The organism is Clostridium sp. CX1, assembly GCF_025398335.1.
GTDB lineage: Bacteria > Bacillota > Clostridia > Clostridiales > Clostridiaceae > Clostridium_AM > Clostridium_AM tanneri.
The window spans coordinates 69,159-82,278 of sequence record NZ_JAODOO010000011.1 but is presented as its reverse complement, the minus strand read 5'-3'; the positions used below and the strand labels follow the sequence as shown (position 1 = coordinate 82,278).

Sequence of the window (13,120 nt, the reverse complement as noted above, 5' to 3'; positions counted from 1 at the left end):
ATATTCTTATCATATTGATAATTTCGTATCATTTTGATAATATACTAAATAAGAAACAATTGAATAGAGAAATAATCTGTTTAAAATTATTATTTTGATAAATCATAGAATAATCAGATTAAGGTTTATAGACTGAATTAACTAAAGAGAATAAGGAGAAGAGGAAAACTATATGAAAGTATCATTATTAAAACAAATACAAGATTCTGTTATTAAATACGCTAATGTAATTGCTAGTGTAATAAAAGTAGATGTTGAAATTGTAGATAATAGTCTTATTAGAATTGCAGGTACAGGAATATATAAGGATAAGCTTAATGAAAATATATCTAGGAATGGTTTTGTTTATAGACATGTATTAAGTACTGGACAACCTCAAGTAATAGAGGAACCTGGTAAAAACTCATTGTGTACAAGCTGTGATGAAAGGGGATGTTGTAGGGAAAAAATGGAGACCTGTACTCCTATAAAGCTAAGTGGAGAAATAATAGGGGTTATAGGGTTAATTTGTTCAAGTGATGAACAAAAAGTTAGGTTAATAGAAAACCTAGAGTTTTACCTCCAATTTCTAGCTCAAATATCAGAGTTTATAAGTGCAAAGGCTTATGAGTTTTTAGAGAATGGGAGAAATCAATCTATGGTAAAACTATTAAATCAAGTTATTAACAGCGTAGATAAAGGGGTTTTAGTTATTAACAATAATAGTGAAATAGTGCACATGAATGATAGTGCTATAAAACAATTAAAATTAACTGAAGCTTATAGAACAAGGAAAATAGAGATAACTCCTACTAGTGAATATATAATGCAGGAAGAGACTTATATTATTAACATAGAAGGAAGGAAAATAAACTTGATTGGTCAGCTGATTCCTGTATTCCCTACGCTGCCCTCCTACGATAAAATCTTGATATTTAGTGAGTTAAAAAAGGTAAAATCAGAACTATATTCTAAAACCCATATTTGGCAGCCTATTAAGACTGAAAATATTATTGGAGAATCTAGGGCTATGTTTCAGTTGAAAGAAAAAATAAAAAAAGTAGCAAGTTCAAAGTCTACAGTTCTTATTACCGGAGAAAGTGGTACTGGTAAGGAACTTATTGCAAGAGCTATTCATTCAGAAAGTGATAGAAAGGGAAAACCATTTATCGCCATAAATTGTGGGGCTATACCAGATAACCTTTTAGAAAGTGAGTTGTTTGGTTATGTAAGAGGAGCCTTTAGCGGAGCAGATACAAATGGAAGAATAGGAAAGTTTGAATTAGCTAATAAGGGTGTTATATTCCTTGATGAAATAGGAGATATGCCTCTACATTTACAGGTAAAAATTCTAAGGGTTCTTCAGGAAAGGAAAATAGCTAGAATAGGATCAAATCAACTTATTGATTTAGATATAAGATTTGTAGCAGCTACTAATAAGGATCTTAAAAAGTTAATTTTAGAAAATAAGTTTAGGGAGGACTTATACTATAGGCTTAATGTCATACCTATTGAACTACCCTCTTTAAGGGAAAGGCGAGAAGATATAGAGATTATAGCTGCAAATTTAGTGGAAAAGTATAATAAGCTTTTTAATAAAGAGGCCTATTGCATAGACAAGGAAGCTATAGAGCTTTTAAAGAATTATGGGTGGCCAGGTAACGTTAGGGAACTTGAGAACACTATAGAATTTGCGATAAATTTAGTTGGTAATGATGGGGTAATTACTAAAGATATGCTTCCGAGAAGTATACTAGAGTATAGAAGTTCATCTGAGTTTGAAGGAGATAGAAGAACTGTAAAGCCTTTAGAGGAAATAGAGAAGAAATATATTTTAAAGGCTTTGGATATTTATGGTAATGATACAAAAGGAAAACAACTTGCTGCAAAGGCTCTAGGAATAGGGATAGCTACTCTTTATAGAAAGCTAGATAAGATAAGATGATTTTATCATAATGATAATGGAGTTCCTTTGCTAAGAATAGTTTTTCAAGTAAGTACAACTTATCTATCAAATTGGTAATTAATTATCGTATTGATAAAAAGTAATAGAAAAAATCTGTTTGTTATTAAATATTATAGTGTAAAAGTAAGTGCGAAAAAGGAGGAGTTTTTCGCACTATTTTTTTATTTTAAAAATTTTTTATTAGTGTAAATAATGTACTTTACATGATTGCTCTCAATTTACTCCCCAATTATTATATATATTTATTTTGCTTGGCATGATTGTTGCTATTATTGATTATTGTGAAAAATCAGTAAGAAGAGGGGTAATAAAATGGATCAAAAAATTAAATGGCAAGAAAATACTATGCTATCAAATAACAAAGTATCTGTTGACTTTTTAGGAGACAAGGAAATAGAGAAAGCTAAAAAGTTTCATCAAAGCTTTCCACAATATACAAAAACACCTTTAACAAATTTAGATAACCTAGCAAAGCAATTAGGTCTAGGTGGAATATATATAAAGGACGAATCCTATAGATTTGGGTTAAACGCTTTCAAAGTACTTGGTGGTTCTTTTGCTATGGGTAAGTATTTATCACAAAGACTAGATAAGGATATATCAGAGCTAAGTTTTGAAAAACTAACTTCAGATGAAATCCGTGGAGAACTTGGAGAGATAACTTTTGTAACAGCTACTGATGGAAATCATGGAAGAGGGGTTGCTTGGACTGCTAATAAGCTTAAGCAAAAATCAGTAGTTTATATGCCAAAGGGTTCATCCCTTACCCGTTTGGAAAATATTCGCGCAGAAGGTGCAGAGGCATCTATAACTGATATGAACTACGATGATGCTGTTAGACTAGCAGCAAAATATGCTGATGAACATAATGGAGTAGTAGTTCAAGATACAGCCTGGGAAGGATATGAGGAAATTCCTACTTGGATAATGCAGGGATATGGAACAATGGCTTCTGAAGCTCTAGAACAGTTAAGAGAAATGAAGATTGAAAGACCTACTCATATATTTGTACAAGCTGGAGTTGGTTCTTTAGCAGGAGCAGTTCAAGGCTATTTTGCATCAGTGTTTGGTAAAGAGTGTCCAACTACTGTAATCGTTGAAGCAGATGAAGCGGCTTGTTTATATAAATCAGCAGTGGCTGGAGATGGAAAAGCTAGAGCTGTAGGTGGAGATATGCCAACAATAATGGCAGGACTTGCTTGCGGAGAAGCTAACACTATAGGTTGGGAAGTTTTAAGAGACTATAGTACAGCTTTTGTTGCTTGTCCAGATTGGGTAGCTGCTAATGGTATGAGAATACTTGGAAACCCAATGAAAGGTGATGGAAAAGTAGTATCAGGAGAATCAGGAGCAGTAACTGCAGGACTTATATACTCAATAATGACTAGAGAAGATATGAAGGATTTAAGAGAAAAACTAAACCTAAATGAAAATTCAAGAGTACTTTTATTTAGTACAGAAGGGGACACAGATCCTGATAAGTATAGAAGTATAGTATGGAATGGAGAATATCCAAGTTTTTAATATAAGAATAGGAGGAATGTAGAGATGATGATGACAAATGAAAGAAGAGAAGAGTTAACTAAGCTATGCCAGGAGCTTTTAAGACAGCCAAGCGTTTCTGGTGAAGAAGGTAAGGTAGTAGAGGCTATAAAAAATGCTTTTACAGAAATGGGATTTGATGATTGTTTTGTGGATGCTTACGGAAATGTAATTGGTCATGTAAAAGGAAACAAACCAGGAAAAGCTATATTATTTGATGGACATATAGATACAGTTCCAGTTCCAGATGATTCAAAATGGGCACATGCACCGTTTGGTGGAGAATTAGTTGATGGAAAGATTTATGGACGTGGAGCTTCAGACATGAAAGGTGCAGTAAGTGCTATGATAGCTGCTGTTTCATATTTTGCTAAGGATACAAATAAAGATTTCGCCGGAGACCTTTATGTTGCAGGAGTAGTTCATGAGGAAATATTTGAAGGAATTGCTGCTCGTAAAATAAGTGAAAAAGTTAACCCAGACTATGTAGTAATAGGAGAAGCTTCTGAACTTAACTTAAAAATAGGACAACGTGGACGTGGAGAAATCGTTATTGAAACCTTTGGAAAACCTGCACACTCAGCAAATCCAGAAAAGGGAGTAAATGCTGTTTATAAAATGGCAAAAGTTATTGACAGAGTTCAAAAGCTTGAAGCCCCAGAACAGGATGGACTTGGAAAAGGAATATTAGTTCTTACAGATATTAAGTCATCTCCATATCCAGGAGCATCAGTAGTTCCAGATTACTGTAGAGCTACTTTTGATAGAAGACTTCTTGTTGGAGAAACAAAGGAAGGTGTACTTGCACCAGTTGAAGCTTTACTAAAAGAAATGATGGCAGAGGACTCAGAGTTAAATGCAAAGGTTTCTTATGCTATTGGAAGAGAAACTTGCTATACTGGGGAAACAATAGAGGGAGAAAGATTCTTCCCAGGCTGGTTATATGATGAGCAGGATGAATATGTTCAAGCTGCGTATAAGGGACTAAAGGAAGCAGGATTAAATCCAGAAATTACTCAATACTCTTTCTGCACAAATGGAAGTCACTATGCAGGAGAGAGAGGAATAAAAACTATAGGATTTGGACCTTCTAAAGAAAACTTAGCTCATACAATAGATGAATATATAGAGCAAGACCAGCTTTTCAAAGGTGCAGAAGGATACTATGGAATATTAAAGGCGGTTTATAATAAGTAAGGTCGGTGATTAATAATGAAGACTTTAATCAAAAATGGATTAATTATAGATGGTACAGGAGATAAGGCTGTAAAAGCCAATCTCCTTATAGAAAATGATCGTGTTGTAAAAATAGGTGAGGTTGAAGAAAAGCAATTTGACAGAGTGATAGATGCTGAAGGAATGATAGTTGCTCCAGGATTTATCGATACTCATAGCCATTCGGATTTAAAAATACTTGTAAACCCTTTTAATGAAACAAAAATACGTCAGGGAATAACCACAGAACTTTTAGGTCAAGACGGTATATCTATGGCACCGCTTCCACAAAAATATATAAGTCCTTGGAGAAAAAATCTAGCAGGGCTAGATGGAGATAGTGATGAAATAGATTGGACTTATGAAACTACAGATAACTATCTTAAGATGATGGAACAGAAAGGCATAGGTTTAAATGAGAGTTATTTAGTACCTCATGGAAATATCCGTATGGAAGTTTTAGGTCTTGATAACAGACAGCCAACAGAAGAAGAAATTCAAAAGATGTGTGAGGTTACCAGAAGAGAAATGGAAGCTGGAGCATATGGTCTTTCAACAGGTCTTATATATATGCCTTGTGCCTATTCACAAACTAAAGAGATTATAGAGATGTGTAAGGTAGTAGCTGAGTACGATGGAGTATTTGTAGTCCATCAAAGAAGTGAAGCAGATACTATCCTAGAATCTATGGAAGAAGTTATTCAAATAGGAAGAGAGTCAGGAGTAAAAGTTCACTTCTCACATTTTAAGGTATGTGGAAAGAAGAACTGGAAGTATATAGATGAAGTAATTAAATTACTAGAGAAGGCTAAGGAAGAAGGCATTAGAGTTTCCTTTGACCAATATCCATACGTAGCTGGCAGCACAATGCTTGGTGTAATTCTTCCACCTTGGGCTCATGATGGTGGCACAGATAAGCTTTTAGAAAGGCTTAAAAACCCTGAGTTAAGAGCAAGGATGGTAGAGGATATGGAAAACGGAATACCAGGCTGGGATAACTTTGTAGATTTTGCAGGGCTAGATCAGATTTTTGTAACCAGTGTAAAAACTGAGAAAAATGAGGATTTAGTAGGCAAAAACTTAGTGGAAATAGGACAAATAAGAGGTAAGAATCCATATGACGCTACCTTTAATCTTCTTTATGAAGAAGAAAATGCTGTAGGTATGGTAGATTTTTATGGTCTTGAAGAACATGTTATAAAGTTTTTAAATAGACCAGAACAAAATGTATGCACCGATGGTCTTTTAGCAGGAAAGCCGCATCCGAGAGTATTTGGAGCCTTTCCAAGAGTTCTTGGTAAGTATGTGAGAGAAGAAAAGGCTTTAACTTTTGAAGAAGCTATATACAAAATGACTAAAAAACCTGCAGAGGTCTTTGGAATTAAAGAGAGAGGAGTTCTAAAGGCAGGTAACTATGCAGATATAGTTATTTTTAATCCTAATACTGTTGAGGACAAAGGAACTTATGTTGACCCTATACAGTATCCAGTAGGTATAGATTACGTTCTTATAAACGGAAATATAGTTATAGATAACGGTGTATACAATAAAATATTAGCTGGTAAGGTATTAAGAAAAGGATAGGCTTAGCTGTCTAGACAAGGAGGAAAGAAATGCTGCTTGTAGGAAATGGAAGACTGGTTACTCAAGACCATAAGATGCCTTATGTTAAGGATGGCTGTGTAGCTATAGAAGGAAACATAATAAAAGAAGTTGGTAATACATCAGACATTAGAAAAAAGTATCCAGATGCAGAATTTATTGATGCAGAAGGAAAGGTAATTATGCCAGGAATGGTTAACACCCATATGCACTTTTATAGTGCTTTTGCTAGAGGAATGGCCTCAGCACCATCAACAAACTTTGTAGAAATACTAGAAAATCTTTGGTGGAAACTGGACAAAGCACTTACTCTTGAAGATGTAAAATATAGTGCTTTAGTAACAATAATTGATTGTATTAAAAATGGAACAACTACTATATTCGATCATCATGCCAGTCCGATGGCTATTACAGATAGCTTATTTACCATGGCAGAGGCTTCTAAGCAAATGGGCGTAAGAAGCTGCTTATGTTATGAGGTCTCAGATAGAGATGGTCAAGATATAATGGAAGAAGGCATAAGAGAAAACGTTAACTTTATAAAGCATGCTAATGTTGATGGTGAAGATATGATAAAGGGAATGTTTGGACTACATGCTTCAATGACACTTTCCAATGAAACAATGGAAAAGTGTGCAGCGGCAATGGAAGGGCTAAACAGTGGATATCATATACACACAGCAGAAGGAATAGCAGATGTTTATGATTCATTAAACAAATATGGAAAAAGGGTTGTCCAAAGACTAATGGACTTCAATATGTTAGGAGAGAAAACCATTACTCCTCACTGTGTTCATATCAATAATCTTGAAATGGAGATTTTAAAAGAAACTAACACAAATGTAGTTCATAACCCAGAATCAAACATGGGAAATGCAGTAGGATGTGCTCCTGTAATAGAAATGATGAGAAAAGGTTTAACTGTAGGTCTCGGCACAGACGGATATACTAGTGATATGTTTGAATCTATGAAAGTTGCAAACATAATACATAAACATAATCTTTCGAATCCAAGTGTAGCTTGGGCAGAAGTTCCTACAATGCTCTTTGACAATAATAAAAAAATAGCCTCAAACTACTTCAGCAGGCCAGTAGGAAGCATTGAAGCAGGAGCTTATGCAGATTTAATTATAGTTGATTATAATCCTCACACTTTAATGAACAGTTCAAATTATAATAGCCATATTTTATTTGGTATGACAGGTAGAAGCGTAGATACAACAATAGCAAACGGAAGAATTTTAATGAAGAATAGAAAACTCATAGGTGTAGATGAAGCAGAGATACTCTCTAAGTCAAGAGAAGCTGCAAATAAGCTGTGGAATAGAATTTAGGGTATAGAGGTGTAGGTTATGGAAAATCCAAAGATTTCAGTTGTAGAAAATGAAGAACAGAATAAAATTGCACCCGTTGATGAAAAACTTCCAATTAGTCAATTAATTATTTTTGGACTTCAACATGTTCTGGTAATGTGTGCTGGGGGAGTTGCGGTTTCACTAATTCTAGGAAACACTTTGGGGCTTAGTAAAGAGCAGATAGTATTTTTAATCAACGCAGACCTTTTAATGGCAGGTGTTGCTACATTAATACAAGGAGTAGGGCTTAAGGGTTTTGCAGGGGCAAAAGCTCCACTTATTGAAGGAGCTAGTATGGCAGCAGTAAACTCTATGGTAGCTATTGGATTAAGTTATAAAGGAGATCCATCATTAGCATTAGGAACAATATTTTGTGCTACTTTTATTTCAGGGTTAATTGGATTGCTAATAGCACCTTTTTTCGGAAAGCTGCTAAGGTTTTTCCCAAAGGTAGTAACAGGATCTGTTATAACAATAATGGGTATTTGTCTTATACCAGTAGCAATAAAATGGGCTGCTGGAAACAATCCAGCCTCCCCTGACTATGCAAGTCCTAAAAATATCTTTTTAGCACTATTTGTATTAGTAACAATACTAATACTAAGTAAGGTTTTAAAAGGGGTTTGGAACAATATATCTATACTGTTAGGTTTAATTATTGGAACTATAGTAGCTAGTATATTTAAGATGGTTGACTACAGTGGAGTTAGTCAAGCTGGTTTAATAGGGTTAGATATGCCATTTCGTTTCGGAAGTTTTCATTTTGATATAACAGCAGTTATTTCAATGACTTTGGTAATATTCGTTATCATGACCCAAGCAACTGGGAATATAATAGCCCTTCACGAAATAGTTGGGAAACCATTAGATGAGAAAAACCTTGTAAGAGGTTTAAGAGCAGAGAACCTTAGTACAATGATTGGGGGAGTTTTTAACACCTTCCCAAGAACCGCACTAGGTCAAAATATTGGTCTTGTAAATATGACAGGTATAAAAAGTAGATATACTGCAGTTTCTGCAGGAATTATACTTATAGCACTAGGATTTTTGCCAAAGGTAGCAGCATTAGTTGCAGCAATACCTTATCCAGTTTTAGGGGGAGCTGGATTCATGATGTTTGGAATGATTATGGTAGGCGGAATAAAATCCCTAGGTGAAGTTAAATTTGATGGCACAAAGAATGGAATAATAGTTGCTATAAGTATTGGTATAGCGATGATAACTTTAATAATTCCTGATTTTTATAAAGCATTTCCATCTTGGGTTAATACTATTTTCCAAAGTGGAATGACTACAGGAACTATAACTGCTATATTTCTTAATATAATATTCAATGAATTAGGCAATTCGAAGAAATAAACATGTGTAATAAGATGTCCTAAACACGCGCTAAGTATTTTTATATATAACTTAAAATAACTTTTACGTCAGATGCTTTATAAACATCTGACGTTTAAGTATATATTGAATTAAGCTGAAAATCTGAAAGGAGAGTGCTGCATGGGTATAGTACTAAAAGGCGGTAAAATTGTAACAGCAGTGGATACCTATGAGTCAGATATAAGAATAGAAGGAGAGAAGGTTATTTCTATTGGAAAGGACCTAGAGAAAGAGGGAGATGAGATAATATCAGTAGAAGGCTGTTATCTTTTACCTGGTGCTATTGATCCTCATACTCACTTTGATTTAGACACTGGTTCAACAGTTACAGCAGATGATTTTTGTAGTGGAACTAAGGCGGCTATAATAGGGGGCACTACTACTATTTTAGATTTTGCTACTCAAAATAAGGGGGAAAGCTTAAAGGAAGGTTTAAACAATTGGCACAAGAAAGCAGATAATAAGTCTTATTGTGACTATGGTTTTCACATGGCAATAACAGATTGGAATGAAAAGGTATGCGCTGAAATGGAGGACATGATAAAGGAAGGAGTACCTTCTTTTAAAATGTATATGGCATACAAGAATACTCTTCAAGTAGATGATGGGTCAATATTTAGTGCATTAAGAAAAGGCAAAGAGATAGGTGCATTAATTGGATTTCACTGTGAAAATGGAGATGTAATAGATACTTTAGTTAAAGAAGCAAAAAATAATGGAAATAATCATCCTAGGTATCATGCTATAACTAGACCGGCAGCGGCTGAAAGGGAAGCAATATCTAGAGTTATACAGTTAGCAGAAATGGCTGATTCGCCAGTTTATATAGTTCATTTAAGTACAAAAGATGGCTTGGAAAGTATTATAGATGGAAAGAAAAGAGGAATAAAAGTTTACTCAGAAACATGTCCTCAATACCTTTTACTAGATGATTCTTGTTATGAAAGTGAAGAAGGTAGTTTTAATGGAGCAAAGTATGTTATGTCTCCACCTCTTAGAAAGGATATAGATAAAGATGCTTTGTGGAGAGGAATACAAAACAGTGAGATAGACACTATAGCTACAGATCATTGTTCCTTTAATTATAAAGGACAAAAGGATATGGGAATTGATGATTTTAGTAAAATACCAAATGGAGCACCAGGGGTAGAGCATAGGTTATCATTACTTTATACAAATGGAGTTGTTAATGGAAAGATAACTATAAATGATTTGGTGGCTTTAACCTCTACCAATGCAGCAAAGTTATTTGGACTTTTTCCGCAAAAAGGAACTATTGCCGTAGGATGTGACGCAGATATTGTAGTGTTAAACCCAAAGGAGAGATGGACGGTATCTGCAGAGAATCAAACTCAAAGGGTTGACTATACACCTTATGAGGGTTTTGAACAAGAAGGAAGAATTAAAGATGTATTTTTAAGAGGAAAACAAGTAGTTAGAGATTCAAAAATAGTTACAGAAGAGCCAGTTGGAAAATACATTCCTAGAAAATCACTTTTAGAAAAAGGAGAATAAGCTATGTTTAAGTTTAATTTAAATGGAAATATTGTGACAGCAGGAGAGGATATAAATTTACTAGAGTACTTAAGAGAAAATACTAGACTTACATCTGTTAAAAATGGCTGTGGCGAAGGTGCTTGTGGAGCTTGCATGGTGCTAGTAGATGGAAAGGCTATGAGAGCTTGCATTTTAACTACAGCTAAAGTTGAGGGAAAATCAGTTTTAACTGTAGAAGGTATATCAGAAAGAGAAAAAGATGTATATTCTTGGGCTTTTGCAGATGCAGGAGCAGTACAGTGTGGTTTCTGTATACCGGGTATGGTTATAAGTGCAAAAGGCTTATTAGATAAAAACTTAAACCCAACTTCCCAGGAAATAAAGAATGCTTTAAAGGGAAACATATGCAGATGTACAGGATATGTAAAGATTGAGAAAGCAATAGCTATGGTAGCTAAGGCTTTAAGAGAAGGTTATATACCGCCAAAGGTTGAGTGCAAAGGACTTATGGGAGAAAATCTACACAGAGTAGATGCTAAAGAAAAGGTATTAGGTACTGCTGAATATGTAGATGATATGCAGGTAGAAGGAATGCTTTATGGTTCAGCTTTAAGGACTAAGTATCCTAGAGCTTTAGTAAAGAGTATTGACATATCAGAGGCAGAAAAACATCCAGGCGTTGTTGCTGTAGTAACTGCTAAGGATGTACCAGGAAAGAGATTTATAGGACACCTTGTTAAGGACTGGCCAGCTATGATTGCAGTAGGAGAAGAAACAAGATATGTAGGTGATTCAGTTGCATTAGTAGCTGCTACAAGCAAGAAGGCTTTAAAAGAGGCGTTAAACTTAATTAAGGTGGATTATGAAGAAAGAACACCTCTTACTTCTCCAACAATGGCTATAGAAGAAGGAGCAGCTAAAATACATGAAGGCGGAAACGTATTAAGAAAAGAGTTGTTAAAGAGAGGAAATGTAGATGAAGCTATAGCAAAAGCTAAATATGTGGTAACAGAAAAGTACTCTACTCCTTTTACAGAGCATGCCTTCTTAGAGCCAGAGTGTGCTTTAGCTATGCCAGATGGCGATGGGGTACTTCTATATACTGGTGGACAAAATATATATGATGAGCAGCATGAAATTTCAGATCTTTTAGGTCTTCCAGCAGATAAGATAAGAGTAATAAGCAAATATGTAGGTGGTGGCTTTGGTGGAAAAGAGGATATGAGTGTTCAACACCATGCAGCACTTCTTGCTTATGTTTCTAAAAAACCTGTTAAAGTTCTTTTAAGTAGAAAAGAGAGTTTAATGGTACATCCTAAGAGACATGCTGCTGAAATGGAAGTTACAACAGCTTGTGATGAAAATGGAATAATAACTGCATTTAAAGCAACAATCGTAACTGACTGTGGAGCCTATGCTTCACTAGCAGGTCCAGTACTTCAGAGAGCATGTACTCACGCAGCAGGACCTTATAATTTCCAAAATGTTCAGGTAGAAGGAATGACTGTCTACACTAATAATCCACCAGGGGGAGCATTTAGAGGTTTTGGAGTTACTCAGTCCGCCTTTGCTTCTGAGTGTAATTTAAACCTTTTAGCTGAAAAACTTGGAATATCTCCATGGGAAATTAGATTTAGAAATGCAATAGAGCCAGGACAAGTTCTTCCAAATGGACAAATTGCAGGGCCAGATACTGCTCTTAAAGAAACTCTTTTAGCTGTAAAAGAAGAGTTTGAAAAACATACTTATGCAGGAATTGCTTGTGCTATGAAGAACAGTGGACTAGGAGTTGGAGTTCCTGATGTAGGTAGATGTAGACTAACTGTAATAGATGGAAAGGTTCATGTAAGAACCGGTGCAGCTTGTATAGGTCAAGGTCTAGGAACTGTTACCACTCAAATGGTATGTGAAACTTTAAGAATATCACCTGAACTAGTTGTTGTAGATGCTCCAGATACTTCAATAACTCCAAACTCAGGAACTACTACTGCTTCAAGACAGACAGTATTTGCAGGAGAAGCTACAAAACAGGCTGCTTTAAAACTTAAGGAAGCATTAAAGGAAAAATCCCTTGGAGAACTTAGTGGAGAAGACTTCTATGGTGAATACGTAGGGGTTACTGATCCAATGGGGTCTGACAAAGCAAATCCAGTAAGCCACGTTGCTTATGGTTTTGCAACTCAGGTTGTAATTTTAGATGAAAATGGAATGCTTAAGAAGGTAGTAGCAGCTCACGATGTAGGAAAGGCTGTTAACCCAATAAATGTTGAGGGACAAATTGAAGGCGGAGTAACAATGTCTCTTGGATATGCCCTTACAGAAGATTATCCTTTAAAGGATGCAGTTCCTACAGCTAAGTTTGGTACTTTAGGATTATTTAGAGCTACAAATGTTCCTGAAATTCAACCAATAATTGTAGAGAAAAATAAAGACTCTCTTGCATATGGAGCTAAGGGTATTGGAGAAATTGTTTCAATTCCAACAGCGCCAGCGGTGCAAGGAGCATACTTCAGACTTGATGGTAATTTTAGAACAAAGTTACCTTTAGAGGATACTGCTTATAGAAAGAAAAAATAGATAGCAC

The 13,120-nt window shown here is 35.2% G+C and carries 8 protein-coding genes; all 8 read left to right on the top strand.

Features of this window, described 5'->3' with window-relative positions; translation table 11 throughout:
• Positions 1-172: 172 nt before the first annotated feature.
• Positions 173-1,924, top strand: a complete 1,752-nt coding sequence (locus N4T77_RS13125) for a sigma 54-interacting transcriptional regulator (protein WP_261672260.1) — start codon at positions 173-175, stop codon at positions 1,922-1,924.
• Between the two features lie 333 nt (positions 1,925-2,257).
• Positions 2,258-3,469 (top strand): diaminopropionate ammonia-lyase, encoded by a 1,212-nt coding sequence (dpaL, locus tag N4T77_RS13120; RefSeq protein WP_261672259.1) that lies wholly within the window; start codon positions 2,258-2,260, stop codon positions 3,467-3,469.
• Positions 3,470-3,496: 27 nt separating this feature from the next.
• A complete protein-coding gene (locus tag N4T77_RS13115; RefSeq protein ID WP_261672344.1) occupies positions 3,497-4,684 on the top strand; it encodes a YgeY family selenium metabolism-linked hydrolase in 1,188 nt (395 codons plus the stop codon).
• Positions 4,685-4,699: 15 nt separating this feature from the next.
• The gene (locus N4T77_RS13110; RefSeq protein ID WP_261672258.1) at positions 4,700-6,286 is read left to right on the top strand and encodes an amidohydrolase family protein; all 1,587 of its coding nucleotides are present in this window, start codon (positions 4,700-4,702) and stop codon (positions 6,284-6,286) included.
• Positions 6,287-6,315: 29 nt separating this feature from the next.
• The gene (ssnA, locus tag N4T77_RS13105; protein ID WP_261672257.1) at positions 6,316-7,638 is read left to right on the top strand and encodes a putative aminohydrolase SsnA; all 1,323 of its coding nucleotides are present in this window, start codon (positions 6,316-6,318) and stop codon (positions 7,636-7,638) included.
• A gap of 18 nt (positions 7,639-7,656) precedes the next feature.
• The gene (locus tag N4T77_RS13100; protein ID WP_261672256.1) at positions 7,657-9,018 is read left to right on the top strand and encodes a nucleobase:cation symporter-2 family protein; all 1,362 of its coding nucleotides are present in this window, start codon (positions 7,657-7,659) and stop codon (positions 9,016-9,018) included.
• A 141-nt stretch (positions 9,019-9,159) separates the two neighbouring features.
• Complete coding sequence (hydA, locus tag N4T77_RS13095; protein ID WP_261672255.1) at positions 9,160-10,554, top strand: dihydropyrimidinase; 1,395 nt, start codon at positions 9,160-9,162, stop codon at positions 10,552-10,554.
• A gap of 3 nt (positions 10,555-10,557) precedes the next feature.
• Positions 10,558-13,113 (top strand): selenium-dependent xanthine dehydrogenase, encoded by a 2,556-nt coding sequence (gene xdh, locus N4T77_RS13090; protein WP_261672253.1) that lies wholly within the window; start codon positions 10,558-10,560, stop codon positions 13,111-13,113.
• The last annotated feature ends 7 nt before the right edge of the window (positions 13,114-13,120 follow it).

Bases quoted from the DNA above. Each gene is read 5' to 3' on its own strand.
- hydA (WP_261672255.1), top strand. From the start codon at position 9,160: ATGGGTATAGTACTAAAAGGCGGTAAAATTGTAACAGCAGTGGATACC.
- xdh (WP_261672253.1), top strand. From the start codon at position 10,558: ATGTTTAAGTTTAATTTAAATGGAAATATTGTGACAGCAGGAGAGGAT.
- ssnA (WP_261672257.1), top strand. From the start codon at position 6,316: ATGCTGCTTGTAGGAAATGGAAGACTGGTTACTCAAGACCATAAGATG.
- N4T77_RS13110 (WP_261672258.1), top strand. From the start codon at position 4,700: ATGAAGACTTTAATCAAAAATGGATTAATTATAGATGGTACAGGAGAT.
- N4T77_RS13100 (WP_261672256.1), top strand. From the start codon at position 7,657: ATGGAAAATCCAAAGATTTCAGTTGTAGAAAATGAAGAACAGAATAAA.
- dpaL (WP_261672259.1), top strand. From the start codon at position 2,258: ATGGATCAAAAAATTAAATGGCAAGAAAATACTATGCTATCAAATAAC.
- N4T77_RS13115 (WP_261672344.1), top strand. From the start codon at position 3,497: ATGATGACAAATGAAAGAAGAGAAGAGTTAACTAAGCTATGCCAGGAG.
- N4T77_RS13125 (WP_261672260.1), top strand. From the start codon at position 173: ATGAAAGTATCATTATTAAAACAAATACAAGATTCTGTTATTAAATAC.